Below are 22,764 nucleotides of genomic sequence, written 5' to 3'. Positions count from 1 at the left end.
GCCTAAGGGGCTTCAGGGAACCTTAAGGGAGCCTGGGCCACGGGGGCGAAGCGCTTCCGGTGGACGGGGCTAGGCCCTAAGGCGAGGAGGGCCTCCTGGTGCTCCGGGGTGCCGTAGCCCTTGTGCCGGGCGAAGCCGTAGCCCGGGTAGAGGCGGTCCAGCTCGTCCATGATCCGGTCCCGGTGGACCTTGGCCAGGATGCTCGCCGCGGCCACCGTAGGGCTTTTCTCGTCCGCCTTGGGCGGGGAGAGGAGGGGAAGGGGGGTGGGAAGGGGGAGGTAGTCGGTGACGAGGGCCTCCGGGGCGAGGGGGAGGGAGAGGAGGGCCCTCTCCGCCGCGAGGAGGGTGGCCTTCAAGACCCCAAGCCGGTCCACCTCCGCCGCCTCCGCCACCCCCAGGGCAAAGGCCAGGGCCACCTCCTTGACCCTCTCCGCCAGGCGCTCCCTCGCTTTGGGGGAGAGGAGCTTGGAGTCCCTGAAGGGGTACTCCCCCGGGGGCAGGACCACCGCCCCCACCACGATGGGCCCCGCCCAGGCCCCCCTCCCCGCCTCGTCCAGGCCAGCCACGAGGAGGCCTTTTCGCCAAAAGGGGGCTTCCAAGGGCCCTTCGGCCATGGGGCCATCTTACGCTGAGGGCATGCTCCGGCGCATCCTGCCCTTCCTCGCCCTCCTGGGAGGGGCTCTCGCCCAGGCCTTCTGGGTGGAGACCCCCTTGGGCCGGGCCCAAGGCCGCCTCGAGGGCGGGGCCATCGCCTTCTACGGCCTCCCCTACGCCGAGGCGGAGCGGTTCCGGGCCCCAAGGCCCCTAAAGGCCTGGCCCCACGGCGTGGGCCAGGAAGCGGTGGCCTGCCCCCAGGCCCCGGGGATCACGGCCCGCCTCGGGGGGACCCTCCCCCCGGAAAGGGAGGGCTGCCTGGTCCTGAGCATCTACCTCCCCGCCCAGGTCCCGCCCCCGGAGGGCTTCCCCGTGATGGTCTACCTCCACGGCGGGGGCTTCACCTCGGGAGCGGCCGCCGAGCCCATCTACCGGGGGCACCGGCTAGCGGAAGAGGGGGTCGTCGTGGTGGCCCCCAACTACCGCCTGGGGCCCTTGGGCTTCCTCGCCCTTCCCGCCCTGGCGGAGGAAGACCCCAAGGCGGTGGGGAACTACGGGCTTTTGGACGTCTTCGAGGCCCTCCGCTTCGTGAGGGACTATATCCGCTACTTCGGGGGCGACCCCAAGAACGTCACCCTCTTCGGGGAGTCCGCCGGGGGGATGCTGGTCTGCACCCTCCTCGCCACCCCGGAGGCCCGGGGCCTCTTCCAGAAGGCCATCGTCCAGTCGGGAGGGTGCGGGTACGTCCGGGCTTTGGAGGAGGACTACGCCCAGGGGGAGGCCTGGGCCAAGGCGAGGGGGTGCGACCCCAAGGACCTCGCCTGCCTCCGCGCCCTCCCCCTGGAGAGGCTCTTGCCCAAGGAGCCCGGCCTCGAGGCCACGGGCCGCTTCCTCGCAAACCCCTCCCTCTTCCGGGCGGGCCCCTTCAAGCCCCACCTCTCCCCCCTCCTCCCCCAGGACCCCAGGGAGGCCCTAAGGGAGGGGAGGGCGGCGGGTATCCCCTTGATCGCCGGGGCGAACGCCGAGGAGGTGGCCTTCCCCGCCCTCCAAGCCCTCCTCGGGCCCGGGAACTGGGAGGAGGCGGAGAGGCGGCTCCTCGCCTCGGGGCTTTCCCGGGAGAAGGCCCAAGCCCTCCTCGCCCACTACCGGAAGAAGGCCCCCGACCCCAAAAGGGCCTGGGGGGAGGTGCAGACCGACCTCACCCTCCTCTGCCCTTCCCTCCAGGTAGCAAGGCTCCAAGCCCCCCACGCCCCCGCCTACGCCTACCTCTTCACCTTCCGGGTGCCGGGATGGGAGGGCCTTGGGGCCTTCCACGGCCTGGAGCTCGCCCCCCTCTTCGGGAACCTGGAGGCCATGCCCTTCCTCCCCCTCTTCCTGGGCGAGGAGGCCAAGGCGAAGGCGGAGTACCTGGGGCGGAAGATGCGCCGCTACTGGACTTCTTTCGCTAAGGACGGGGAGCCCAAGGGGTGGCCCCGCTGGCCCCTCTACCGGGAGGGCCACCTCCTGCGGCTGGACGTCCCCCTGGGGCTCCTTCCGGACCTTTACGAGGAACGGTGCCGCGCCCTCGAGGCCCTTGGGCTACTCTAAAGGGCATGAGGGCCCGCGCCACCTGCCCCCTGGACTGCCCCGACGCCTGCAGCCTCCTCCTCACCCTGGAGGGAGGACGCCTCCTCCGGGTGGAGGGGGACCCCCGCCACCCCATCACCCAAGGCTTTGCCTGCGCCAAGACCTACCGCTACCCGGAGAGGGTAAGGGAAAGGCTTCTTTACCCCTTGCGCCGGGTGGGGAGGAAGGGCGAGGGGAGGTTCGTGCGGGTCTCCTGGGAGGAGGCCCTGGACGCCATCGCCGAAAGGCTCAAGGAGGTCCTGGACCGGGAAGGGGGCGAGGCCGTCCTCCCCTACCACTACGCCGGGACCGTGGGCCTTGTGGAGAACCAGCACCCCCTGGCCTTCTTCCGGGCCATCGGGGCCTCGGAGCTCTTGGAGACCATCTGCGCCACGGCGGGAAGCGCCGCCTGGGAGATGACCTACGGCCCCCGCCTCGGCCCCGACCCCGAGGACATCCCCGGAAACGCCCGCTATATCCTCCTTTGGGGCATCAACAGCCTCTCCACCAACAGCCACCTCACCCCCTTCCTCAAGGAGGCGAAAAGGCGGGGGGCCAAGGTGGTCCACATAGACCCCTACGAAAACCTCACCTCCCGCTTCGCCCACGAGCACATCCGGCTCCGCCCCGGCACGGACGCCGCCCTCGCCTACGCCCTGGCCCACGTCCTCTTCCGGGAGGGCCTGGTGGACTGGGAGTACCTGGGGAGGGCGGCGGTGGGCCTGGAGGAGTTCCAGAAGGAGGCGGAAAAGTGGACCCCAAAGCGGGCGAGCGCCCTCACCGGTGTGCCCGAAGAGGCCATCCTCCGCCTCGCCCGGGAGATGGGGGAGGCGAAGCGGGTCTTCCTGCGGGTGGGCTACGGCATGACCCGCCACCCGGGAGGGGGAAACGCCCTAAGGGCCGTGATCCTCCTCCCCGCCCTCCTCGGGGCCTGGCGCTACCCGGGGTGCGGGGCCATGCTCTCCACGAGCGGGGCCTTCCCCCTGAACCGGCGCTTCCTCGGGGGGCGGCACCTCCTGGAGGGGGACCACCCCCACGAGGGCTACTTCCGGCCCAACCCCAAGGCGCGGGCCATCAACATGAACCAGCTCGGCACCGCCCTCACCGAGCTCAAGCCCCCCATAAGGGTCCTCTTCGTCTTCAACACGAACCCCCTGGTGGTGGCCCCCAATACGGGGAAGGTGAAGGCGGGGCTGGAACGGGAGGACCTCTTCACCGTGGTCCTGGAGCAGGTGATGACGGAGACGGCCCGCTTCGCCGACTACCTCCTCCCCGCCACCCTCTTCTACGAGCACCCCGACCTCTACACGAGCTACGGGCACTACTACCTCTCCTGGAACGCGCCCTTAAGCCCGCCCGAAGGGGAGGCCCGGCCCAACACCTGGGTCTTCCGGGAGCTGGCGAAGCGGCTTGGCCTGAAGGAGCCCACCCTCTACTGGACGGCCGAGGAGGTGGCGGAAAGCCTCCTCGCCTCGGACCACCCTTACCTAGAGGGGATCACCCTGGAAAGGCTCAAGGGGGAAGGCTTCGTGAAGCTCAACCTCCCCAGGCCCTTCCTTCCCTTCGCCGAAGGCCCCGTGCGCTTCAGCCCCCCGCCCGAGGTGATCCCCACCGAGCCCCTTCCCGAATACCCCCTGATCCTCCTCACCCCCCCGGCCCACCGCTTCTTAAACACCACCTACGGGGACGTGAAGGCCCTGGTGGAGGCGGAAGGCGGGGAGCCGAGGCTCCTCATCCACCCCGAGGACGCCGAGGCGCGAGGGATTCAGGACGGGATGCTCGTCCACATCCGTTCCCCTTGGGGAAGGGTCACGAGGAAGGCCCACGTCACCGAGGCCCCCATCCCGGGGACGGTGGTCCTCGAGGGCACCTGGTGGGAGAAGTGGGCCCCGGACGGCAAGGGGGTGAACCACCTCACCTCGGAAAGGCTCACCGACCTGGGCGGGGGAAGCACCTTCCACGCCACCCCGGTGGAGGTGGAGCCCTTGCGCCTCGCCTAGAGGGCCCTGCGGTAGGCCAGGGCCTCGGCCACGTGGGCCTCCCCCACCCTCTCCTCGCCCAAAAGGTCGGCGACGGTGCGGGCCACCCGGAGGACGCGGTCGTAGCTCCGGGCCGAAAGGAGCATCCGCTTGGCCGCCTCCTGGAGGAGGGCCTGGGCCGGTGGGGTGAGGCGGGCGTGCTCCCTCAGGGCCCGCCCCGAGAGAAGCCCGTTGGGCCTCCCCTGGCGGGCGAGCATCCTCTCCCGGGCCCTCAAGACCCTTTCCCGCACCGCCTCCGTGCCCTCCCCTTCCGGGGCGCGGGCGAGCTCCTCGGGGGTGAGGCGCGGCACCTCCACCACCAGGTCAAACCGGTCCAGGAGGGGCCCGGAGATCCGGGCCGCGTAGCGCCGCTGGGCGGCGGGGGTGCAGGTGCAAGGCCTTTCCGGGTCCCCGTGCCAGCCGCAGGGGCAGGGGTTCATGGCCGCCACCAGGAGGAAGCGGGCGGGAAAGGTGAGGCTTGCCCGGGCCCGGGCCACGGTCACCACCCCGTCCTCCAGGGGCTGGCGGAGGGCCTCGAGGGCCTCCCGGGAGAACTCGGGGAACTCGTCCAGGAAGAGCACCCCCCGGTGGGCCAAGGAGACCTCCCCGGGCTTGGGGATGGCCCCGCCCCCGATGAGCCCGGCGTAGCTCACCGTGTGGTGCGGGGCGCGGAAGGGCGGGGCCTTCACAAGCCCCCGCACCGGCTTCCCCGCGGCGGAGTGGATCCGGGTCACCTCCAAGGCCTCCTCCCGGGAAAGGGGCGGGAGGAGGAAAGGAAGCCGCCTGGCCAGCATGGTCTTCCCCGAGCCCGGGCTTCCCACCATGAGGAGGTGGTGGAAGCCCGCGGCGGCGATCTCCAGGGCCCGCTTGGCCTTGGCCTGGCCCTTGACGTCCCTGAGGTCCAGCGCCTCCACCGCCTCCGGGGCCTCCTCGGGCCGGGCCTCGGCCAAGGCCTCCTCGCCCCTGAGGAAGGCCACGGCTTCCTGGAGGCTTCTCGCCCCGTAGACCTCCACCCCCTCCACCAAGGCCGCCTCCTTGGCGCTCTCCAGGGGCAGGAGGAGCTTCTTCCCCTCGGCCAAGGCCCCCAGGGCCAGGTTCACCGCCCCGGGAACGGGCCTCAAGCTCCCGTCCAGGCCGAGCTCCCCCGCAAGGGCGAAGGGGGAGAGGGCCTCTATGGGCACCACCCCCTGGGCCGCGAGGAGGCCCAGGGCGATGGGAAGGTCAAACTGGCTCCCCTCCTTCCGAAGCTCCGCCGGGGCCAGGTTCACCACCACCCGGGCCTGGGGGTAGGGGAAGCCCGCGTTCTTGAGGGCGGCCCGCACCCTCTCCCGGCTTTCCTCCACCGCCTTGTCGGGCAGGCCCACCAGGGCGTAGCTGGGAAGCCCGGGGCTAACGTCCACCTCCACGGTGACGGGAACCGCCTCCAGACCGAAGAGGGCGTAGCTTCGCACCTGGGCCAGCATGGAGGGAGTTTATCACCGGCGGAGGAGGGGCAGGTAAAGGCCGAGGGCCAGGAGGAGGAGGCCAAGGAGCCCGCCGAAGGCCCAGGGGTACCCCAAGGCCCCCACCACCACCCCGAGGCCCCACTGCAGGAGGAAGGTGCCCCCGATGCCGAAGAGGTTCACCAAGGTGGTGCCCCGGCCCACCAGGTGGGAAGGGACCAGCTCCCGGGCCTGGGTGAGGGTGAGGATGTTGAAGGCCCCGAAGAAGCCGAGGAGGAGGTAGGCGGGAACGAGGGCCTTGAGGAGGAGGAGAAGGAGGCCCAGGGCGAAGAGGAGGGCCGAAGCGAGGAGGACCCGGGCCGTGCCCAAGCGGTCCGCCAGGTAGCCGGAAACGAGAAAGCCCAAAACCGCTCCCCCCGAGTAGAGGAAGAGGAGGTTGCCCACCGCCAGGGCCTCGAGGCCCAGATGGTAGGCGTAGGCCCCGGCCCAGAGGGTCTGGAGGGCGAGGAAACTCCCGGCGAAGGCGAAGGCCAAAAAGGCCACCCGGAGAAGCCTCCCGTTGCGGAAGACCTGCCCGAGCCCCCCCTGGTCTTCCCCTTTGGGCCAGGCCACCCCGGGCGGGGTGTTCCGCACCCCCACCCAGAGGGCCAGGGCCACCAGGGCCACCACGAAAGCCCCCAGGAGGAAGACCCCCCGCCAGCCCAGGGCCTCCTTGAGGAGGGCGAGGGGCGTGGCCGCCAGGAGCCCCCCCGTGGCCCCGAGGCCCACGAGGAGGGTGGAGACCGTGGCGTAGTTCCTAGGGAACCAGAGGCTGAAGGCCCTCATGGCGCCCATGAGGGCCGCGGCCATCCCCACCCCGATGAGGGCGCGCCCCAGGGCCAAGACGGCGAAGTTTGGCGCCAGGCCGAAGACCACGCTCCCCAGGGCGGCCACGAGGAGGAGGGCCGGGGTGACGGCCCGGGGACCCACCCGGTCCAAAAGCCCCCCCAGAGGGAGCTGGGCCGCGGCGAAGGCCAGGTAGAAGAGGCTCGTCATGAAGCCAAGCTCCGCCGGCCCCAGGCCCAGCTCCTGGGAGAGGTCCTTGGCGAGGACCGCGTTCGCCGAGCGGTAGAAGTAGGAGAGGAAATAACCCAGGGTGAAGAGGAAGAACACCCGCGCCGCCATATCACCTCCGGTGGAGCCACAGGCCCAAAAGGATCATACCGCCTCCAAGAAGCGCCCCGGGCCTCAAGGGCTCTCCCGCCAAGGGCCAGGCGAAGAGGGCCCCGCTCAGGGGTTCCAGCATGGCCACCAGGGTGGCGGTGCGGGCGGGGAGGGTCCGCACCCCGAGGAGGAAGAGGCCGAAGGGGACCACCGTGCCCAGGGTGACCAGGTAGGCCACCGCCCCCCACTGGACCGGGCCGAGGGCCAGCACCTTCTCCCCGTAAAGCCCGAGGACGGGAAGGGAGAGGAAGGCCCCCACCCCCGTGGCCACCCCAAGGGCCACGAAGGCAGGCGTGCGGAGGCCGTGGGCGAGGGCGGCGTAGGCCGCAAAGGAAACGGCGGAAAGGAGCCCGTAGGCCACGCCCAAAGCCCCTCCCCGAAGCCCCTCGGGCCCCACCACCAGGAGGTAGGCCCCCAGGAGGGCGAGCCCCACCCCCAAAAGGGCCCTCCCGGGGAGCCTCTCCCCCTTGAGGAGGGCGTAGAGGGTGAGGAGGGAGGGGGCGAGGTACTGGAGGAAGATCCCCGTGGCCACCGTGGTGGCGTGGATGGCCAGGTAGTAAAAGGCCTGGGCTCCGGAGAGAGCGAGGCCCACCCCGAGGAGCCGCCGCCTCTCGGCGGGGTGGGGCGGACGGGCGAGGACGAGGGGCAGGAGGAGGAGGAAGCTCAGGAGGAAGCGCAAGGGGATGAGGACCTCCGGGGGGATCTCCCGCATGAACCGCCCGGCCAGGGCCCCCCCAAGCCCCCAAAGCAGGGCGGCCAGGGCCACGGGGATCACCGCCTACCCCCCACCACGGCCAGGCCCACGCCCAGAAGGAGGATCAGGGCCCCAAGGAGGACCTGGCTTCCGGGGAGCTCCCCGAAGAGGAGGTAGGCGAGGAGGCTCGCCCCCACGGGCTCAAAGAGGATGGCCAGGGTGACGAGGACCGGAGGAATGTGGCGGGTGGCCCAGTTGAAGCTGGTGTGGCCCACGAGCTGGGGAAGGAGGGCCATGAGGAGGAGGTAGGCGTAGACCTCGAGGGGATACCCCCCGTACCCCCCGCCGAAGAGGTAGGGCAGGGGAAGCAGGAGGAGGGCCGCCGTGGTGTAGGCCACCCGCACGTACTCCAGGGTGGAAAGCCCCCTGCGCTGGGCCTCTCGTCCTAGGAGGAAGTAGAAGGAGGCCGCCACCGCCCCGAAGACCGCCAGGAGGTCCCCCAGAAGGGGGTTGGTTCCCCCTCCCTCTTCCGCGTCCCCAAGCCCGATGAGAAGGCCCCCCAAAAGGGCCACGGCCACCCCGAGGAGCGTGGTTCCCGAGGGCTTTTCCTTGAAAAGAAGCCAGCCAAAAAGGGTGACCCACACGGGGTTCGTGGTGACCAAGGCGGTGCTCGCGGCCACGGAGGTGTAGGAAAGGGAGGTGATCCAGAAGGCGAAGTGGAGGGCGAGGAAGACCCCGGCCCCCACCGCCCAGGGAAGCCCGGCCCGGCTTCCCAAGCCCCTCCTCCAGCCCGGGGCCAGGAGGAGGGCCGCAAGCCCCATCCGCCCCGCGCTCATCACCAGGCTGAAGGCGAGGCTTTGGTCCCCGGAGGCCCGAAGGGCCAGGCGCACCAGGATGCTCCCGAAGCTTATGGCCAGGATGCCCACGAGAAGGACGGCGGCGATCTTCCACCCCGGGGGGCGCATGGTGCGCATTTTTACACAAGGGAAGCCTTCCGGGAAGCGTCAAAGTAGTGTAGCCCAAGGGAAAACCCAGGGACGGACGCCCCACCCCGCGCTGGTATACTTCCCCCGAAGGAGGCGCCTATGGTGACCGTCGCGGTTCCCAAGGAAAGGGCCCCAGGGGAAAGGAGGGTGGCCCTGGTGCCCGAGGTGGTGGCCCGCCTGGTGAAGCAAGGGGCCCGGGTGCGGGTGGAGCGGGGCGCGGGGGAAGGCGCCTACCACCCCGACGAGGCCTACCGGGAGGCCGGAGCCGAGGTGGTGGAGCGAGGGGAGCTCCTAAAGGGCGCCCACCTCCTCTTCACCGTCCAGCCCCCCGCGGAGGACCTCATCGGGGCCCTGGAGCCCGGGGCCATCGTGGTGGGCTTCGTCCAGCCCCACAAGAACCTGGACCTGGTGAAGGCCTTGGCCGCCAAAAAGGCCACGGTGATCGCCATGGAGCTCATCCCCCGCATCACCCGGGCCCAGAGCATGGACGCCCTCTCCAGCCAGGCCACGGTGGCGGGGTACCTGGCGGCGGTCCACGCGGCGAGGCTTTCCCCCCGCTTCTTCCCCATGCTCACCACGGCGGCGGGCACCATCCGCCCCGCCAAGGTGATGGTCATGGGGGTAGGGGTGGCGGGGCTCATGGCCATCGCCACCGCCAAACGCCTTGGGGCCCAGGTCTTCGCCTACGACGTGCGCAAGGCCGCCCTGGAGCAGGCCCTCTCCCTGGGGGCGAAGCCCATTGAGCTCCCCATCAGCGCCGAAGGCGAGGGGGGCTACGCCCGGGAGCTCACCGAGGAGGAGAAGCGCATCCAGCACGAGGCCCTCCGGGACCACGTGGCGGGGATGGACGTCCTCATCACCACGGCCCAGGTGCCGGGCCGACGGGCCCCCATCCTCCTCACCGAGGACATGGTGGAGCGCCTGAAGCCCGGGACCGTGGTGGTGGACCTGGCCGCCGAGAGTGGGGGCAACTGCGTCCTCACCAAGCCGGGGGAGGTGGTGGAGGTGCGGGGGGTGCGGGTCTATGGCCCCTTGAACCTGCCGAGCGAGCTCTCCGTGCACGCTTCGGAGATGTACGCCAAAAACCTCCTGAACCTCTCCGGCCTGCTCATAGAAAAGGGCGAGTTCGCCCCCAAGTGGGAGGACGAGATCCTCCAAGGGGCCCTCCTCATGAGGGAGGGCGAGGTGCTCCACGGGCCCACCAGGGCCCTTCTGGGAGGTGCGTGATGGAGTTCGGTTTCTGGTCGGCGCTTTACATCTTCGTGCTCACGGCCTTTTTGGGCTACGAGCTCATCACCCGGGTGCCGGTGATCCTCCACACCCCCTTGATGTCGGGGTCCAACTTCATCCACGGGGTGGTGGTGGTGGGGGCCATGGTGGTCCTGGGCCACGCGGAGACCAGCTTGGAAAAGCTCATCGGCTTCCTGGGGGTCATCCTGGGGGCGGCCAACGCCGCCGGGGGGTACGCGGTCACGGTGCGCATGCTGGAGATGTTTGAGAAGAAACCCGGCAAGGGGGGTGGTCAGTGATGGACCTCATCCAGGCGGCCTACTTCGTGGTGGCCATCCTCTTCATCGTGGGCCTGAAGCGCATGGCCCACCCCACCACGGCCAAAAGCGGCATCGTCTGGGCGGGCTGGGGCATGGTCCTCGCCGTGCTCGCCACCTTCTTCTGGCCGGGGATGGAGAACTTCGGCCTTATGCTCCTCGCCCTCCTCCTGGGCTCGGCGGTGGCCTGGTGGGCGGCGGTCAAGGTGGCCATGACGGACATGCCCCAGATGGTGGCCATCTACAACGGCATGGGGGGTGGGGCCGCCGCCACCATCGCCTCCGTGGAACTCCTCAAGGGGGCCTTTGAGAACACGGGGCTCATGGCCTTGGCCATCCTGGGCGGCCTCATCGGGAGCGTGGCCTTCACGGGAAGCCTCATCGCCTTCGCCAAGCTCCAGGGGATCATGAAGAGCCGCCCCATCCTCTTCCCGGGGCAGAAGGTGGTGAACGCCCTGGTCTTGGCCCTCACCCTCGTGCTCGGGCTTTCCCTCCTTTGGAACGACGCCACGGCGAGCATCGTCCTCTTCTTCCTCCTCGCCCTTCTCTTCGGCGTCCTCATGACCCTCCCCATCGGCGGCGGGGACATGCCCGTGGCCATCTCCTTCTACAACGCCTTCACGGGGATGGCCGTGGGTTTTGAGGGCTTCGCCGTGGGGAACCCGGCCCTCATGGTGGCGGGCACCCTGGTGGGGGCGGCGGGCACCCTCCTCACCGTGCTCATGGCGCGGGCCATGAACCGCTCCGTGTGGAGCGTCCTGGTGGGGGGTTTCGGCGTGGAGCAGGAGGCGGGCGAGGTCAAGGGAAGCCTCAAGCCCATTGACGTGGAGGACGCCGCCGTGATGCTCGCCTACGCGAACAAGGTGGTCTTCGTCCCCGGTTACGGCATGGCCCTCTCCCAGGCGCAACACAAGCTGAAGGAGCTCGCGGACCTCCTGGAGGCCCGCGGGGTGGAGGTGAAGTTCGCCATCCACCCGGTGGCCGGGCGGATGCCCGGGCACATGAACGTCCTCCTGGCCGAGGCCGGGGTGGACTACGACAAGCTCAAGGACCTGGAGGAGATCAACCCCGAGTTCCCCACGGTGGACGTGGCCGTGGTCATCGGGGCCAACGACGTGGTGAACCCCGCCGCCCGCCGCCCGGGAAGCCCCCTTTACGGCATGCCCATCCTGGACGTGGACAAGGCCAAGAATGTCATCGTGGTCAAGCGGGGGCAGGGGAAGGGCTTCGCCGGGGTGGAGAACGAGCTCTTCTACGCCGACAACACCCGGATGCTCTACGGGGACGCGCAGAAGGTCCTCACCGAGCTCATCCAGGCCCTGAAAAGGCTTTAGGCCTTGACGACCACAAGGCCCCTCGCTTACACTCCGGGGTGGCACCCCGGGCGCGCCAGCGCCCAGGCCAAAGACAGCGGGGGGCCTTCGGGCCTTAAAAAGCCCGCCGAGGCGCTTGAGGGGGAGCGTTTCCTCGGAAATCCCAGGACAAACCGGCCGGGGTTCCCCTGCCCCGAAAGGGAGGAAGGCGTGCCGAACAAGCGCAACGTTGAGCTGCTGGCCACCCTCAAGGAGAACCTTGAGCGGGCCCAGGGCTCCTTCTTCCTCGTGAACTACCAGGGGCTCCCCGCCAAGGAAACCCATGCCCTCCGCCAGGCCCTGAAGCAGAACAGGGCCAGGCTCTTCGTCGCCAAGAACACCCTGATCCGCCTGGCCCTCAAGGAGCTGGGGCTGCCGGAGCTGGACGGGCTCCAGGGCCCGAGCGCCGTGGTCTTCTACGAGGACCCGGTGGCCGCGGCCAAGACCCTGGTCCAGTTCGCCAAGAGCAACCCCAAGGGCATCCCCCAGGTGAAAAGCGGCCTCCTGCAGGGCCAGATCCTCACGGCCAAGGACGTGGAGGCCCTGGCGGAGCTGCCCACCATGGACGAGCTCCGGGCGGAGCTCGTGGGGGTGCTCCAGGCGCCCATGGCGGAGCTCGTGGGGGTGCTTGGCGGCGTGGCCCGCGAGCTGGTAGGCATCCTGGAAGCGTACGCGGAGAAGAAGGCGGCTTAAGAGGAGGTAAGCGATGGCTCTGGACATTGAACGGATCAAGGAAGAGCTCTCCCAGGCTACGGTTCTGGAACTCAAGCAGCTGATTGACGCCCTCAAGGAGGCTTGGGGCGTGACCGCCGCGGCCCCCGTGGCCGTGGCCGCGGCCCCCGCGGCCGGGGCGGCCGCCGCTCCTGCCGAGGAGAAGACGGAGTTTGACGTCATCCTCAAGGAGGCGGGGGCCAAGAAGCTGGAGGTCATCAAGGAGCTCCGCGCCATCACCGGGCTTGGCCTCAAGGAGGCCAAGGACCTGGCCGAGAAGGGCGGCCCCGTCAAGGAGGGCGTCTCCAAGCAGGAGGCGGAGGAGATCAAGAAGAAGCTCGAGGCCGTGGGCGCGGTGGTGGAGCTCAAGTAACCGCCGTCCTACGGGGTGCCCCCGGGCCATGTGGGGCCCGGGTTTTCCTTTAGCGGAGGACGACCCCGGGCCGCACCCTTAGGGCCCGGAGAAGGGGAAGAAGGGCGGAGAGGAGGACGGCAAGAAGGCTCGCCCCGCTTACCCAGAGGAAGTCGGCGAAGCGCATCTCCACGGGGAGGTGGGTGAGGAAGTAGAGCTCCCCGGGGAGGTCCAGGGGGCGGCGGGCCAGGTAGAGGCCGAGGAGGTAGCCGAGGAGGTTGCCCAAGGCCACGCCCCCCACCCCCAGGATCGCCCCCTCCAGGGCGAAGACCAGGCCCACGGTTCCCCTCGAGGCCCCCATGGCCCGGAGGAGGGCGATCTCCGGGGTCTTCTCCACCACCTTGAGGAAGAGGAGGTTGGCCACCCCAAGGGCGGCCACGGCCACGATGAGGAAGATCAGAAGGCCGAGGACCTGCCGCTGCAGGGAAAGCTGCTCCAAGAGGGTGCGCTGGGTGTCCTGCCAGGGCTGGGGGAAGAAGCGGCTTCCCGCCAGGGCCCACCCCACCTCCCGGGCCCGCCAGGGGTCCTTTAGGCGCACCTGGTACCCTTGGGCCTCGAGGCCGGAAAGGCGCCTCACGCTCTCCAGGTCGGTGAAGGCGAAGCCGCTGTCAATGAGGTAGTTCCCGGTGCGGAAGCTCCCGAGCACCTTGAGCTCCACCCGCTCCTGCGTGGCGGAAAGGGCGTAAAGCCGGTCCCCGGGCCGGGCGTCCAGGCTCTGCATCAGGGCCGCGCCCAGGTAGATCCCCCCGGGCTCCAGCCTGAGGCCGAGCTCGGGGTAAAGGGCCTCCCCGCCCGCGCCGAGCCCCACCAGGGTGGCGAAGTCCACCCCGGGCCCCCGGCCCGCCTCGGCGGGCCGGGTGAGGAGGGCCTTGGTGGCGGCGAAGGGGGCCGCCGCCTCCACCTCCGGGTGAGAAGGGAGGGGAGGAAGGGTGGGCTCCAGGCTAAAGAGGACGAGCTGGGGGTAGGCCTTGAGCGTGGCCCGGACGAGGCCGTCCATGAAGCCGTTGGCCAGGGAAAGGGCCACCAGGAGGACCCCCACCCCCACGCCCACGCCCAAGACGGCGAGGGCGCTTTGGAGGGGACGGCGCCAGATGTGGGCCCAGGCGAGGAAGAGGGCGAAGCGCACGCCTTCAGGATACGCGCGCCCTTACTCGGGGTAGGCCACCACCTCCAGCTGGACCTTGCGGCGGCCGAAGCGGAGGGCCGTGGCCCGGTCGGGGAGCCAGACGTCCACCTTCTTGCGCCAGCGGGGGTTCATCACGTCCGCCACCACGAAGACGAGGTCCTTGAAGAGGACGTCAAACTGCCCCTTCCCCCGGCCGTAGATCGTGCCCAGGTCCTTGAGCCGGACCTTGGTGCCGAAGGGAAGGATCTCCAGAAGGTCCCGGCTCACCGCCAGGATTCCCAGGCGGGCCCGGGCCCCGGTGGCGGTGACGTGGGGGGTGGGGTCCGTCTCCCGGACGCCGGAGGTGTAGGCGGTGGCCTCGAGGATCAGGACCTTGGGCTTCCCCGCGCTCTGGGCCAAGGCCTGCGGCCACGGAACGGCGAGGAGGGAGAGGGCTAGGAGAAGGCCACGCATCGCCTCCTGAGTATGGGGACGAACCCTTGAGCCCCCTTAGAGGGGAAGGTGGCTTTCCTCATGAAAGCCCCGGGTTTTTATCTGTAAGTTTTCTGCAAACTCAAAAAGCCGCGGCGCACGGGAACCTACCGCGGCAGGTCTTCTTATAAGAAGCTAAACCCCCTTCATTTAGCCCTCATGATCCTCCTAAGGGCAGGGCGTGGAGGAGAGCTCCAGGGTGTAACGGCCGCTTGCCTCCTCGTCAAACCCCGCCCGGGCGAGGCCCCGGTCCCGCACCACCAGGAGGGTGGCCGGGGAGACGGGGACGCAGTTTCGCACCGGATCCAGGGTCCTCGGGTAAGGGTCGTTGGGACCGTTGTAGAGGAGGGCCACCAGGTCCAGGGGGCCTGCGTAGACAAGGCGCAGGTGGCCCGTGGCCGAGGCCACGTCGTACCGGTCAAACTCCCCGACGAACTCAATGGCCCCCTGGACGCTTCCCGAGGTGAACGCCTCGCCCTTGCCCGAGGGGTTGGGCACAAAGCCCGTGGCGGAGAGGTTCACCCGGTCCTCCGCCAGGGCGTAGTTCTCCACCCGCAGGTAGTAGGCCTGGCCCGCCTGCCCCCGGAAGTTGAGGCGCACCCCGGGGTCGGTGGTGATCCCTTGGGGCCTCAAGCCCAAGGGGGCCACCTCGGGGTAGGCCCCGAACCAGTTCCGGGCCACGCTCACCGCCTGGACCACGCCCCTTTCGTCCAGAAGGACCAGGCGGAGCCGGGCGCTGAGCTCTAGCCTGGCCGAAACGGCCGCCACCTCCACGGCCCCGTCCTGGGCGGCAAGAAGGCGGAAGACGGCCACCCCCGGGCGCAGGCTCCCGCCGGAGGCCTTAGCTACTCCAGCACGCCCAGATAGGCGTAGAGGTCGGGCCCTCCGGAAAGGATCTCCACCGCGAGCTCGGGAAACTTCTGCGCCACCCCTTGGGCCTTCTCCTTGGGGGTGTTGGGCCCGAGGAAGAGGGTGAGGACCTCCTTGCCCTCCCGGGCCAGGCGGACGAGGCCCTCCATCACTTCCTCGGGGGTCTCCCCCACCAGGACGAGCCTCCCGTCCAGAAGGCCGATGGGCTTGTCCTTCAAGACCTTTAGCCCCTCCACCTCGGCGTCGCGGCTCGCCCAGGTGACCTCGAGGGTCACCGCCCCCTTCATGGCCTCCTCCATCTCGGGAAGGAGCTCCTCGGGAAGGGCCTCGGGGGTGTAGCGCACCGCCGCCGCCAGGCCCTGGCCCAGGGTGCGGGTCTGGAGCACGTGGACCTCCTTCCCCGCCTCCCGCGCGAGCTTCGCCGCCTCCATGGCCGCCAGGAAGACGTTGGGGTTGTTGGGGAGGAGGATCACCTTGGGGTTGGGCACGCTCTTAATGGCGGCCAGGAGGTCCTCCACGCTGGGGTTTTGCGTCTGCCCCCCGGCCACCACCCGCGCCCCGAGGCTCCGGAAGGCCCGGGCCACCCCGTGGCCCAAGGCCACGGCCACCAGGCCCGTGGGGGGCACCTCCTCGGCCAGAAGCCCGAAGGTGGAGAGGATCTCCGTGTGCTGCTGGGTCATGTCCTCCACCTTGGTGCGGACCACCCGGCCGAAGCGGGCCACCGTAGCGAGGAGGCCGTCGGGGTCGTCCGTGTGGATGTGCCCCTTGACGTAGCCCTCGGCCCCCACCACGAGGAGGGAGTCCCCGAAGGGGGCCACGGCCTCGCGGATCTTCTCTATGGGCACCTCCACCCCCTCCATGAGGAACTCCGTGCAGTAGCCGAACTCCTCCGTGGCGAAGGCCGTCTGGGCGTAGCGCTCCACCTTGGGCGGCTCGGGCAAGGGCAGGCCCAGGGCGTACCCCCGGATCCCCTCCAAAAGCCGCACGTACCCCGCCCCACCCGCGTCCACCACCCCGGCCCGGCGCAGGGCGGGGAGGAGTTCGGGCGTCCTCTCCAAGGCCTCCCGGGCGGCCTCGAGGGCGGTATCCAAGACCTCCTCCAGGGCCTCCCCCCGGGCCCCCTCCCCGGCGGCCCGGGCCACGGTGAGGATGGTGCCCTCCACGGGGCGCATCACCGCCCTGTAGCCGCTTTCCGCCCCCATCCGCAAGGCCCGGCGGAGGAGGGACCCGTCCAAAGCCCTTTTTCCCTTCAAGGCCTCGGCGAAGCCCCGGAGGATCTGGGAGAGGATCACCCCGCTGTTGCCCCGGGCGCCGAGGAGGCTCCCGTAGGCCAGGGCCCGGGCCACCTGGTCCATCCGGGAGGTGTCGGCGAGGTCCAGCTCCCGCCGGGCCGCCTCCAGGGTGTGGAGCATGTTGGTGCCCGTGTCCCCGTCGGGGACGGGGTAGACGTTGAGCGCGTTGAGCTCCTCCACGTAGACCTGAAACCAGCGGGTGGCGTAGCGGAAGGCCTCCGCCACCGCCTCGGGACCCCAGGCCCTAGCCACACCGCACCCCCACCACGTGGACCCGGACCTGGGAGAGCTCCACCCCCCCAAGGTGGCGGGCCGCGTAGGCGAGCCGCTCCCCCAAGGCCTCCGCCAAGGCCGGCACCCGGGTGCCGTAGGCCAGGACCACGTAGAGGTCCACCTGGTAGCGGCCCGGGCTTTGGGGGTCGGGACGGACCACCACTCCCTCCCCCGCCTCCTGCCGCCTGAGGATCCGCCCCACCTGGTCCCTGAGGCCCGCGGGGGCCATGCCCACCACCCCTGGGACCTCGTGGGCCACCAGGGCGAGGAGGCTCGCCAAGGCCGCCTCCGTGAGGACCACCCGTCCCGGCACCCTCACCCCCTCAAGGCCTCCTCGGGAGGCGTGTAGGTCAGGCCGAAGGCCTCGGCCACCCCGGGGTGGGTGAGGCGGCCTTTGTGGGTGTTGAGCCCCTTGAGAAGGGCGGGGTCCTCCAGGAGGGCCTCGAGGCCCTTCTCCGCGAGCTTCAGCACGTAGGGCAGGGTCTGGTTGGTGAGGGCGAAGGTGCTGGTCCTGGGCACCGCCCCGGGCATGTTGGCCACCCCGTAGTGGACCACCCCGTCCACCACGTAGGTGGGCTCGGCGTGGGTGGTGGGCCGGATGGTCTCCACGCACCCCCCCTGGTCCACGGCCACGTCCACGATCACCGCCCCCTCCTTCATCAAGGAGAGCATGTCCCGGGTGACGAGCTTGGGGGCCTTGGCCCCGGGGACGAGGACGGCCCCGATGAGGAGGTCCGCGTGCTGGACGCTCTTCTTGATGTTGGCCTCGGTGGCGGTGAGGGTGACCACCCGCCCGCCGAAGACGTCGTCCAGGTACTGGAGGCGCTTGTGGTTCACGTCCAGGATGGTCACCTGGGCCCCCATGCCCAGGGCGATCTTGGCCGCGTTGGTGCCCACGGTCCCACCCCCGAGGATCACCACGCTGGCCGGGGCCACCCCCGGCACCCCCCCGAGGAGGACCCCCCGGCCCCCCTTCGGCTTCTCCAGGAACTGGGCCCCCACCTGGGGGGCCATCCGCCCCGCCACCTCGCTCATGGGGACGAGGAGGGGGAGGGTGCCGTCGGGAAGTTGGACGGTCTCGTAGGCGATGCCCGTGACCCCGCTACGGAGCATGGCCTCGGTGAGGCCGCGGTCCGCGGCCAGGTGCAGGTAGGTGAAGAGGATGAGGCCCTCCCGCAGGAAGGGGTACTCCTCGGGTAGGGGCTCCTTCACCTTCACCACCATCTCCGCACCCCAGGCCTCCTCCCGGCCCACAAGCTCGGCCCCGGCCCGGGCGTACTCCGCGTCGGAAAGCCCCGAGCCCTCCCCAGCCCCCCGCTCCACCAGCACGGTGTGGCCGCGCCTGACCAGGCTCTCCACCCCACCGGGCGTGAGGGCCACCCGGTTCTCCAAGGTCTTGATCTCCTTCGGCACGCCGATCACCATGGCTATGCCTCCTTCGCAAACACGCGCCGTATTTTAAGCTTGAAGCCGTCCCCCTCGGCGATGGCCAAGAGGCGCCGCTTGGAGTCCACCAGGGTCACGTACCCCATGGCCGGGATGGGGAGGGGCATCCCCTCCAGCACCCGCCGGGCCTCGGTGTGGGAAAGCTCCACCACGGGAAAGGGCAAAACGTCAAGCTCCGGGATGGCCTTCTCCGGGGAGAGGTCGGAGAGGGCCACGGCCCGCTCCAGCCCCACCCGGCCCACCCGGGTGCGGACGAGCCCCGAGAGGAAGGCCTTGGTCCCGAGCATCTCCCCCAGGTCCCGGGCGAAGGCCCGGACGTAGGTCCCGGGCCCCACCACCAGCCGGACCACGGCCGTGGGGTAGGCCCCGAGGGGGCGTGGGAGCCGCACGGGCCGCCCCCGCCTTTCCGCGAGCCGCCACCCCCGGGCCGAGGGGGCGATGGGGTGGGGGATGGGCTCGGGGTCAAAGGCGAGGAGCTCCACCTCCAAATACCGCACCGGGCGCGGGCCAAGCGCCAAGGGCTTCCCCTCCCGGGCGGCCTCGTAGGCCCGCTTCCCCCCCACCTTGATGGCGGAGTAGAGGGGCGGGACCTGCTCCCGCACCTGCAGGAAGCGGGGCAGGGCGGCCTCGAGGTCCTTCCGGTCAAAGCGCACCGGGGCCTCCTCGCTGATGGGCCCCTCCGCGTCCAGGGTGGGCGTGGTGGCCCCGAAGGAGACCCAGGCGATGTACTCCTTGTCCTCCCCGGAGAGGAAGGGGACGAGCTTGGTGGACTCGTGGGTGACCAGGAGGAGGAGCCCCGTGGCCAAGGGGTCCAAGGTGCCGGTGTGCCCTACCCTTCGCGTGGAGAGGCGCCGCCTCGCCTCCTCCACCACGTCGTGGGAGGTGAGGTGGAGGGGCTTGTCCACCGCGTAGAGGGCCATGCCTAGGGGATTGTATCACCGGAGGGCATAGAATGGCGGTATGCTGGCCTCTTTGGAAGCCCGCTACCCGGGGCTCGCCTTCGCCTGGCCGAGGCCCGGCGTCCTGGAGATCACCTTCCGCGGGGAGAAGCTCAACGCCATGCCCCCTGCCCTCCACCGGGCCCTGGCCCGGGTGTGGCGGGACCTCGAGGCGGTGGAGGGCGTAAGGGCCGTGCTCCTTCGGGGCGAGGGCGGGGTCTTCTCCGCCGGGGGCTCCTTCGGCCTCATTGAGGAGATGCGGGCCTCCCGCGAGGCCCTCCTCCGGGTCTTCTGGGAGGCCAGGGACCTCGTGCTCGGGCCCCTCAACTTCCCGAGGCCCGTGGTGGCGGCGGTGGAGGGGGTGGCGGTGGGGGCGGGGCTCGCTTTGGCCCTCGCCGCCGACATCGCGGTGGTGGGCAAGGGCGCCAGGCTTCTTGACGGCCACCTGCGCCTGGGGGTGGCCGCGGGGGACCACGCCGTCCTCCTCTGGCCCCTCATGGTGGGCATGGCCAAGGCCAAGTACCACCTCCTCCTGAACGAGCCCCTCACGGGGGAGGAGGCGGAGCGCCTGGGCCTCGTGGCCTTGGCGGTGGAGGACGAAAGGGTCTACGAGAAGGCCCTCGAGGTGGCGGAGAGGCTCGCCCAAGGCCCCAAGGAGGCCCTCCACCACACCAAGCACGCCCTAAACCACTGGTACCGGAGCTTCCTCCCCCACTTTGAGCTCTCCTTGGCCCTGGAGTTCCTGGGGTTCTCCGGGAAGGAGCTGGAGGAGGGCCTAAAGGCCCTCAAGGAGAAGCGCCCTCCCCGCTTCCCATGAAGCCCTTTCGCCTCCAGGCCTTCCTCGCCCGGGCCGGGGTGGCGAGCCGCCGCAAGGCGGAGGACCTCATCCGCCAGGGGCGGGTGCGGGTGAACGGGGAGGTGGCGGTCCTCGGCCAGAAGGTGGGGCCCGAGGACCTCGTGGAGGTGGACGGGAAGCGGGTGGAACCCCCCCAAGAGCGGGTGGTCCTCGCCCTAAACAAGCCCAAGGGGTACACCACCACCCGCCGCGACCCCCACGCCCGGCGCACCGTCTTTGACCTCCTCCCCAAGATCCCCGGCCTCCACCCCATAGGCCGCCTGGACCGGGACTCCGAGGGCCTCCTCCTCTTCACCAACGACGGCGACCTCACCCACCGCCTCACCCACCCCCGCTTCGGGGTGCGGAAGGTCTACCGGGTGTGGACCGAGGGGGGAACGCTGCCCAAGGAGGTGTGCAGGAGGCTCCTCTTGGGCGTGGACCTCGAGGACGGCCCCGCCCGGGCCCTCGCCTGCCGCCCGGCCCCCGGGGGGGCGGTCCTCGTCCTCGCGGAAGGGCGTAAGCGGGAGGTGCGGCGGATGCTCCAGAGGGTGGGCTACCCCGTGCGGCGCCTCCTGAGGCTCCAGGTGGGGCCCGTCCGCCTGGGGGACCTTCCCCCCGGGAAGTGGCGGAGGCTTTCCGAGGAGGAGGTCAAGGCCCTCCTCCGGCTCGTGGGGCTAGAATGAAGGGCATGTTCACGCCGGGCAACGGACCCGTGCAGATCAGCGCCGAGGCCATAAGGAAGCGGGTGGAGGAGCTCGGGGGGGAGATCGCCCGGGACTACCAGGGCAAGACCCCCCACCTCGTCTGCGTCCTGAACGGGGCCTTCATCTTCATGGCCGACCTGGTGCGGGCCATCCCCCTCCCCCTCACCCTGGACTTCATCGCCATCAGCTCCTACGGGAACGCCTTTAAAACAAGCGGGGAGGTGGAGCTCCTGAAGGACCTCCGCCTTCCCATCCACGGCCGGGACGTGATCGTGGTGGAGGACATCGTGGACACGGGGCTCACCCTCGCCTACCTCCTGGACTACCTCGAGGCCCGGAAGCCCGCCTCCGTCCGCGTGGCCGCCCTCCTCTCCAAGCCCAGCCGCCGCCAGGTGGAGGTGCCCATCCACTACCTGGGCTTTGAGATTGAGGACGCCTACGTCTACGGCTACGGCCTGGACCGGGCCCAGTTTGACCGCAACCTGCCCTTCATCACCTCCATCCGCCCGGAAGAGATGCAGATGGCTGAAACATAACGCACCCTACTTCACCCTGACGCTCAAACGCTCCCGCTTTGCGGCACCTCACCCTAGCGAACTCCCCCAATGTAAAGCCCACAGACGGGTATACTCCCTCCCAGGAGGCCCCAGGTGAAGGCCAAGCCTAAAGCCGCGCGGGAGCGCACCTCAAAGGAGAGGGCGAAGGCCTTCACCGGAGTCCAAGCGCTTCTCCTCTTCCCTTCTGAAGAGGACCACAAGGCCACCCTGGACCTCATGCGCCGCTTCTCCGCTGGGGTGCGCTACGCCTACAACCGCCTTCTGGAAGGTCAGACCAGAGAGGAGCTTAAACGGGCAGACGGTTTCCTCTGCACCTCCTTCCGCCTCAACACCCGCTACGCCGACGACGCGATCCTGAAGGCCCAAGCCGTCCTGGACTCTGCCAGGGAGAGAGGAGAAGACCCCCGGAAGGTGGTCTTCGGGGGGAGAAAGCTCTTCCAACAGCTCAAGCGCAGACACCTATCGGGCAAGCCCCTGAGGGAGCTCAAGCGGGAGTGGAGGGAGAGGAGGCAAGGCCTCCTCTACTCCCGGGGAGACAAGACTAAAGGCGGCAACCTCAACCTGAGGCTTCTCGTGGAAGACGGGGCCTTGCGGCTCCGGATCAACCTTGGGGACGGGAGCTAAGTGCCCTCCTCCAAGATTTTCAACTCCACACCCCCCAGGGCCTTTAGGGCCTGCACTACCGCGTCCTTCAGCTCTTCAAGGCTCCCGTAGTGCCGCCTCGGCATCAAAAACCCCTTCACCCGCCGCCAGATGTTCTCCATGGGGTTCAAATGGGGGCTGTACCGCGGCAGGTAGGCCACCTCCAGCCCCCGCCCTCGCCACACCCCCCTCCTCCCCTCCACCCCACGGGACCGGTGGAAAGGCGCGTTGTCCAGGAAAACCTTCAGGGGCTTGGTCAACCCCTCGGCCACCCGGTCCAGATACCCCCGCACCACCTCCCACCGCACCGGCCCCTCCAAAAGGGCAAAGAAAAGCCGCTCCCCCTCCCGGCCCCGCACCAGGTGCCCCACCACGTTCACCCGCCCCTCCTTGCCCCACGCCCGCGGCACCCCCTTCGCCTCCCCCCTCCGGCACCAGGCGTACGTGGGAGGCAGGGTCAGGGCAAACCCGCTCTCGTCCAAGTACCCCACCTCCATCACCCCCTCCTGAGCCCCCTTTTTGCCTCCTCTTCCTCCTTCACAAAGGCTTCCACCTCTTCCGCCTCCGGTCTACCCCTGGGCACGTACCGCGTCCGTCTCCACACATACCCCATGGCCCTGAGGTGCCGGGCCACCACCTTGGGGGCCAGGCGGACCCCGAAGCGCTCGGCTATGGCCTCCGCAAGTTGCGGGGCGGTCCAGACCCGATCTTCCGCCAGTTTCTCCTCCACGAAGGCGGCCATCTCCGGGGTGAACTTCCTGGGGGCTCCCGGGGGTTTGCGGTAGACGAGGCCTTGGAGGCCCTCCCTCAGGAAGCGCCTGAGGACGAGGTAGACGGTGGTGCGGTCCTTGTGGAAGTGCTGGGCGATCTTTGGGGCGGTCCAGCCCTGGGCCGCCAGGCGGACCATCATGGCCCACAGGCGGGTCTTCTTGTGGGTCCTTGGGTCCAGGGAGAGCTCCAGGAGGAGCCGGTCCTCCTCAGGGGTCAGCTGGATCCGAAGGGGGGCTGCCATGTTGAGATGATAAAGGATTGGCACTTAACCT

At 69.9% G+C, this 22,764-nt stretch carries 23 protein-coding genes and 1 pseudogene; 11 read left to right on the top strand and 13 right to left on the bottom strand.

Annotated elements, in window-relative coordinates:
* Positions 1-2: 2 nt before the first annotated feature.
* Positions 3-614: a ribonuclease HII gene (locus TthTMY_RS01080; RefSeq protein WP_096411590.1), complete on the bottom strand. Its 612-nt coding sequence runs from the start codon at positions 612-614 to the stop codon at positions 3-5.
* Between the two features lie 22 nt (positions 615-636).
* Here TthTMY_RS01080 and TthTMY_RS01075 point away from each other — a divergent pair, with 22 nt between their 5' ends.
* Together TthTMY_RS01075 and TthTMY_RS01070 are read left to right on the top strand one after the other, a co-directional pair.
* On the top strand, positions 637-2,181 hold the full coding sequence (locus TthTMY_RS01075) for a polyhydroxybutyrate depolymerase (protein ID WP_096411589.1): 1,545 nt from the start codon (positions 637-639) through the stop codon (positions 2,179-2,181).
* Between the two features lie 5 nt (positions 2,182-2,186).
* Positions 2,187-4,199 carry a molybdopterin oxidoreductase family protein gene (locus tag TthTMY_RS01070; RefSeq protein ID WP_223903333.1) on the top strand — a complete coding sequence of 671 codons (2,013 nt, stop codon included), beginning with the start codon at positions 2,187-2,189 and terminating at the stop codon, positions 4,197-4,199.
* On the opposite strand, the gene TthTMY_RS01065 is transcribed toward TthTMY_RS01070, so the two are convergent.
* The 4 genes from TthTMY_RS01065 to TthTMY_RS01050 are packed head-to-tail and all read right to left on the bottom strand — an operon-like array spanning position 4,196 to position 8,521.
* Positions 4,196-5,680, bottom strand: coding sequence for a YifB family Mg chelatase-like AAA ATPase (locus TthTMY_RS01065; RefSeq protein WP_096411587.1), 1,485 nt, complete (start codon positions 5,678-5,680; stop codon positions 4,196-4,198). The genes TthTMY_RS01070 and TthTMY_RS01065 overlap by 4 nt on opposite strands.
* Before the next feature lie 12 nt (positions 5,681-5,692).
* Positions 5,693-6,823, bottom strand: coding sequence for an MFS transporter (locus TthTMY_RS01060; protein WP_096411586.1), 1,131 nt, complete (start codon positions 6,821-6,823; stop codon positions 5,693-5,695).
* 1 nt (position 6,824) lies between these two features.
* Positions 6,825-7,637, bottom strand: a complete 813-nt coding sequence (locus TthTMY_RS01055) for a DMT family transporter (RefSeq protein WP_223903332.1) — start codon at positions 7,635-7,637, stop codon at positions 6,825-6,827.
* Complete coding sequence (locus TthTMY_RS01050; RefSeq protein WP_223903527.1) at positions 7,634-8,521, bottom strand: DMT family transporter; 888 nt, start codon at positions 8,519-8,521, stop codon at positions 7,634-7,636. The genes TthTMY_RS01055 and TthTMY_RS01050 overlap by 4 nt, the downstream gene beginning before the upstream one ends.
* A 120-nt stretch (positions 8,522-8,641) precedes the next feature.
* Here TthTMY_RS01050 and TthTMY_RS01045 point away from each other — a divergent pair, with 120 nt between their 5' ends.
* The 5 genes from TthTMY_RS01045 (at position 8,642) to rplL (ending at position 12,525) form a co-directional block, all read left to right on the top strand.
* Complete coding sequence (locus tag TthTMY_RS01045) at positions 8,642-9,769, top strand: NAD(P) transhydrogenase subunit alpha (RefSeq protein ID WP_096411584.1); 1,128 nt, start codon at positions 8,642-8,644, stop codon at positions 9,767-9,769.
* The gene (locus TthTMY_RS01040) at positions 9,769-10,071 is read left to right on the top strand and encodes a proton-translocating transhydrogenase family protein (protein WP_038040591.1); all 303 of its coding nucleotides are present in this window, start codon (positions 9,769-9,771) and stop codon (positions 10,069-10,071) included. The genes TthTMY_RS01045 and TthTMY_RS01040 overlap by 1 nt, the downstream gene beginning before the upstream one ends.
* On the top strand, positions 10,071-11,423 hold the full coding sequence (locus tag TthTMY_RS01035; protein ID WP_096413073.1) for an NAD(P)(+) transhydrogenase (Re/Si-specific) subunit beta: 1,353 nt from the start codon (positions 10,071-10,073) through the stop codon (positions 11,421-11,423). The genes TthTMY_RS01040 and TthTMY_RS01035 overlap by 1 nt, the downstream gene beginning before the upstream one ends.
* A 189-nt stretch (positions 11,424-11,612) precedes the next feature.
* Entirely contained in the window at positions 11,613-12,134 is a 522-nt protein-coding gene (gene rplJ / locus TthTMY_RS01030) for a 50S ribosomal protein L10 (protein ID WP_096413070.1), read from the top strand.
* Between the two features lie 13 nt (positions 12,135-12,147).
* Positions 12,148-12,525 (top strand): 50S ribosomal protein L7/L12, encoded by a 378-nt coding sequence (gene rplL, locus TthTMY_RS01025; protein WP_008630582.1) that lies wholly within the window; start codon positions 12,148-12,150, stop codon positions 12,523-12,525.
* 49 nt (positions 12,526-12,574) lie between these two features.
* Here rplL and TthTMY_RS01020 read toward each other — a convergent pair whose 3' ends face one another.
* From TthTMY_RS01020 to truB, 7 genes are all read right to left on the bottom strand, one after another.
* Positions 12,575-13,690, bottom strand: coding sequence for an ABC transporter permease (locus TthTMY_RS01020; RefSeq protein WP_096411583.1), 1,116 nt, complete (start codon positions 13,688-13,690; stop codon positions 12,575-12,577).
* 21 nt (positions 13,691-13,711) lie between these two features.
* The gene (locus TthTMY_RS01015; RefSeq protein WP_096411581.1) at positions 13,712-14,143 is read right to left on the bottom strand and encodes a 3D domain-containing protein; all 432 of its coding nucleotides are present in this window, start codon (positions 14,141-14,143) and stop codon (positions 13,712-13,714) included.
* A 186-nt stretch (positions 14,144-14,329) separates the two neighbouring features.
* Entirely contained in the window at positions 14,330-14,974 is a 645-nt protein-coding gene (locus tag TthTMY_RS01010; protein WP_223903331.1) for a hypothetical protein, read from the bottom strand.
* Positions 14,975-15,006: 32 nt separating this feature from the next.
* Positions 15,007-16,575 (bottom strand): DAK2 domain-containing protein, encoded by a 1,569-nt coding sequence (locus tag TthTMY_RS01005; protein ID WP_096411579.1) that lies wholly within the window; start codon positions 16,573-16,575, stop codon positions 15,007-15,009.
* Positions 16,568-16,915 carry an Asp23/Gls24 family envelope stress response protein gene (locus tag TthTMY_RS01000; RefSeq protein WP_418952560.1) on the bottom strand — a complete coding sequence of 116 codons (348 nt, stop codon included), beginning with the start codon at positions 16,913-16,915 and terminating at the stop codon, positions 16,568-16,570. The genes TthTMY_RS01005 and TthTMY_RS01000 overlap by 8 nt, the downstream gene beginning before the upstream one ends.
* The gene (ald, locus tag TthTMY_RS00995; RefSeq protein ID WP_096411578.1) at positions 16,912-18,021 is read right to left on the bottom strand and encodes an alanine dehydrogenase; all 1,110 of its coding nucleotides are present in this window, start codon (positions 18,019-18,021) and stop codon (positions 16,912-16,914) included. The genes TthTMY_RS01000 and ald overlap by 4 nt, the downstream gene beginning before the upstream one ends.
* A gap of 2 nt (positions 18,022-18,023) precedes the next feature.
* The gene (gene truB, locus TthTMY_RS00990; protein WP_096411576.1) at positions 18,024-18,962 is read right to left on the bottom strand and encodes a tRNA pseudouridine(55) synthase TruB; all 939 of its coding nucleotides are present in this window, start codon (positions 18,960-18,962) and stop codon (positions 18,024-18,026) included.
* A gap of 40 nt (positions 18,963-19,002) precedes the next feature.
* Here truB and TthTMY_RS00985 point away from each other — a divergent pair, with 40 nt between their 5' ends.
* From TthTMY_RS00985 to TthTMY_RS00970, 4 genes and pseudogenes are all read left to right on the top strand, one after another.
* Positions 19,003-19,797 carry an enoyl-CoA hydratase/isomerase family protein gene (locus TthTMY_RS00985; RefSeq protein ID WP_096411574.1) on the top strand — a complete coding sequence of 265 codons (795 nt, stop codon included), beginning with the start codon at positions 19,003-19,005 and terminating at the stop codon, positions 19,795-19,797.
* On the top strand, positions 19,794-20,501 hold the full coding sequence (locus TthTMY_RS00980; protein WP_096411572.1) for a pseudouridine synthase: 708 nt from the start codon (positions 19,794-19,796) through the stop codon (positions 20,499-20,501). The genes TthTMY_RS00985 and TthTMY_RS00980 overlap by 4 nt, the downstream gene beginning before the upstream one ends.
* Complete coding sequence (gene hpt / locus TthTMY_RS00975) at positions 20,498-21,058, top strand: hypoxanthine phosphoribosyltransferase (protein WP_096411570.1); 561 nt, start codon at positions 20,498-20,500, stop codon at positions 21,056-21,058. Before TthTMY_RS00980 ends, hpt begins: the two co-directional genes overlap by 4 nt.
* A gap of 114 nt (positions 21,059-21,172) precedes the next feature.
* Positions 21,173-21,697: pseudogene (locus tag TthTMY_RS00970) on the top strand (IS200/IS605 family accessory protein TnpB-related protein); the annotation flags it as partial.
* A 2-nt stretch (positions 21,698-21,699) separates the two neighbouring features.
* Here the strand turns inward: TthTMY_RS00970 and TthTMY_RS00965 are convergent.
* Positions 21,700-22,733, bottom strand: a protein-coding gene (locus tag TthTMY_RS00965) for an IS630 family transposase (protein ID WP_096411568.1) whose coding sequence is annotated in 2 segments (ribosomal slippage) — positions 21,700-22,244 and positions 22,244-22,733 — 1,035 coding nt in all. Because the reading frame shifts where the segments join, the coding sequence is not laid out codon by codon here.
* Positions 22,734-22,764: the final 31 nt, after the last annotated feature.

The organism is Thermus thermophilus (genome assembly GCF_019974155.1).
GTDB lineage: Bacteria > Deinococcota > Deinococci > Deinococcales > Thermaceae > Thermus > Thermus thermophilus_C.
The sequence above is the reverse complement of the archived record's forward strand: the minus strand, read 5'-3'. Positions and strand labels throughout refer to the sequence as shown.

Excerpts from the sequence above, each read along its gene's own strand:
- TthTMY_RS01080 (WP_096411590.1), bottom strand. The coding sequence starts at position 614 with ATGGCCGAAGGGCCCTTGGAAGCCCCCTTTTGGCGAAAAGGCCTCCTC.
- TthTMY_RS01045 (WP_096411584.1), top strand. The coding sequence starts at position 8,642 with ATGGTGACCGTCGCGGTTCCCAAGGAAAGGGCCCCAGGGGAAAGGAGG.
- TthTMY_RS01040 (WP_038040591.1), top strand. The coding sequence starts at position 9,769 with ATGGAGTTCGGTTTCTGGTCGGCGCTTTACATCTTCGTGCTCACGGCC.
- TthTMY_RS01060 (WP_096411586.1), bottom strand. The coding sequence starts at position 6,823 with ATGGCGGCGCGGGTGTTCTTCCTCTTCACCCTGGGTTATTTCCTCTCC.
- TthTMY_RS01035 (WP_096413073.1), top strand. The coding sequence starts at position 10,071 with ATGGACCTCATCCAGGCGGCCTACTTCGTGGTGGCCATCCTCTTCATC.
- truB (WP_096411576.1), bottom strand. The coding sequence starts at position 18,962 with ATGGCCCTCTACGCGGTGGACAAGCCCCTCCACCTCACCTCCCACGAC.
- ald (WP_096411578.1), bottom strand. The coding sequence starts at position 18,021 with ATGGTGATCGGCGTGCCGAAGGAGATCAAGACCTTGGAGAACCGGGTG.
- TthTMY_RS01065 (WP_096411587.1), bottom strand. The coding sequence starts at position 5,680 with ATGCTGGCCCAGGTGCGAAGCTACGCCCTCTTCGGTCTGGAGGCGGTT.
- TthTMY_RS01075 (WP_096411589.1), top strand. The coding sequence starts at position 637 with ATGCTCCGGCGCATCCTGCCCTTCCTCGCCCTCCTGGGAGGGGCTCTC.
- hpt (WP_096411570.1), top strand. The coding sequence starts at position 20,498 with ATGAAGGGCATGTTCACGCCGGGCAACGGACCCGTGCAGATCAGCGCC.
- TthTMY_RS00980 (WP_096411572.1), top strand. The coding sequence starts at position 19,794 with ATGAAGCCCTTTCGCCTCCAGGCCTTCCTCGCCCGGGCCGGGGTGGCG.
- TthTMY_RS00985 (WP_096411574.1), top strand. The coding sequence starts at position 19,003 with ATGCTGGCCTCTTTGGAAGCCCGCTACCCGGGGCTCGCCTTCGCCTGG.
- TthTMY_RS01050 (WP_223903527.1), bottom strand. The coding sequence starts at position 8,521 with ATGCGCCCCCCGGGGTGGAAGATCGCCGCCGTCCTTCTCGTGGGCATC.
- TthTMY_RS01070 (WP_223903333.1), top strand. The coding sequence starts at position 2,187 with ATGAGGGCCCGCGCCACCTGCCCCCTGGACTGCCCCGACGCCTGCAGC.
- TthTMY_RS01015 (WP_096411581.1), bottom strand. The coding sequence starts at position 14,143 with ATGCGTGGCCTTCTCCTAGCCCTCTCCCTCCTCGCCGTTCCGTGGCCG.
- rplL (WP_008630582.1), top strand. The coding sequence starts at position 12,148 with ATGGCTCTGGACATTGAACGGATCAAGGAAGAGCTCTCCCAGGCTACG.